This is a genomic window from Myxococcus sp. CA039A (assembly GCF_013336645.1).
Lineage (GTDB): Bacteria > Myxococcota > Myxococcia > Myxococcales > Myxococcaceae > Myxococcus > Myxococcus llanfairpwllgwyngyllgogerychwyrndrobwllllantysiliogogogochensis.
Window position 1 is genome coordinate 1 of sequence record NZ_JABUMQ010000683.1, and the last position, 1,132, is coordinate 1,132.

Consider the following 1,132-nt stretch of genomic DNA (forward strand, 5'->3'; position numbering starts at 1 on the left):
GCTCATGGTGCGGGTACATGCCTACCTCAACGCGCGGAATGCACAGCGCTCTGCCTGTCCATCCCTGCGCCGAGCCGACCTCAGGCGTGCCTCCTGACGTCGTGCGAGAATCGAGATCGTTGGTTTAGACAGGCTGAATGTTTCGTCCACGGTTGTCTGAAAGCCCGGGCGCGCGCTGCGTCATCGGAGGCGTGGTTTCAGCGATGAGTTCAATGACCTAGTCTCGAAGTGCAACACGCACCTGAGACCCGTTCCTGGAGGACGCATGCGAAGCATTCTCGGAGGACTGCTGGCGGCGGCGCTGTTGGTGGGCTGCGGTGGTGGCAACGAAGGCGGAGACGAAGTCCCCTCGCCCGAGGGTGAGGTGTCCGCACAGGCCATCTGCGAGAGCCAGTACGTCATCAAGTACTACGACAAGACCTATACGACGGTGCTCGGCACGATGCAGTGCGCCTGTGGCGCGGATCCAGTCTTCACGGGCACCCTGACGCCCTATCCGAAGCGGTACAACCAGGGCGCCTGTCCCTGAGTGGCTCACGGCCCGCTCCGTGTCCTGGAGCGGGCCGTCTTCCCCTCGGAGTTACCGCACTCCGAGCAGGCGCAGCCCCGCCGCGGTGACGGCCGCCGCGACCACCACCGCGATGAAGGGCAGCCTCCGCCAGGCCAGGAGCGCGCCGACGAACACCCCCGCCGGCCGCGACCACCCCACGAAGCCTCCCTGCGCCACCAATGTCGACGTGGCCACGAGCGCCGCCAGCATCGCGATGGTCGCCATGGACATCAGCTCCTGCACCCTCGCGGACAACTGGAGCCGCTCGCTCAACAGCGGCCCGGCGATGCGAAAACCAAACGTCCCCAGGGCCAGGACCAAAATGGGCAACAGCGTCATCGCAGGGCCACTCCCACGGCGAGAATCGACAACAACACCGGCACACCCGCGGGCAACAGCGGCGTCGCCACCAGCGCGATGAGCGCCCCCACCAGCGCCACCCGACGCGCCTTCGTGGCCCTGCTCTTCGCCGCATCGGGCGCGTCCGCCTCCTTGGGAGGAAGCAGCGACGGGAGCAGCAGCGCGAGCATGCTCGCGGGGAACGCCGCGTCGAGCCCCAGCAGTTCGGGATTGCCCACCGCG

The 1,132-nt window shown here is 67.3% G+C and carries 2 protein-coding genes and 1 pseudogene; 1 reads left to right on the top strand and 2 read right to left on the bottom strand.

Annotated features, from left to right (window positions below; translation table 11 throughout):
- Positions 1–265 precede the first annotated feature (265 nt).
- Positions 266–529 (top strand): hypothetical protein, encoded by a 264-nt coding sequence (locus HR086_RS47000; protein ID WP_174453432.1) that lies wholly within the window; start codon positions 266–268, stop codon positions 527–529.
- Between the two features lie 51 nt (positions 530–580).
- Here HR086_RS47000 and HR086_RS47005 read toward each other — a convergent pair whose 3' ends face one another.
- Together HR086_RS47005 and HR086_RS47010 are read right to left on the bottom strand one after the other, a co-directional pair.
- A complete protein-coding gene (locus HR086_RS47005) occupies positions 581–889 on the bottom strand; it encodes an AzlD domain-containing protein (RefSeq protein WP_174453431.1) in 309 nt (102 codons plus the stop codon).
- Positions 886–1,132: pseudogene (locus HR086_RS47010) on the bottom strand (branched-chain amino acid ABC transporter permease); the annotation flags it as partial. The gene HR086_RS47005 and the pseudogene HR086_RS47010, both read right to left, overlap by 4 nt.

What these genes read in the sequence shown, in the direction of transcription:
- HR086_RS47000 (WP_174453432.1), top strand. Translation starts at nt 266, where the DNA reads ATGCGAAGCATTCTCGGAGGACTGCTGGCGGCGGCGCTGTTGGTGGGC.
- HR086_RS47005 (WP_174453431.1), bottom strand. Translation starts at nt 889, where the DNA reads ATGACGCTGTTGCCCATTTTGGTCCTGGCCCTGGGGACGTTTGGTTTT.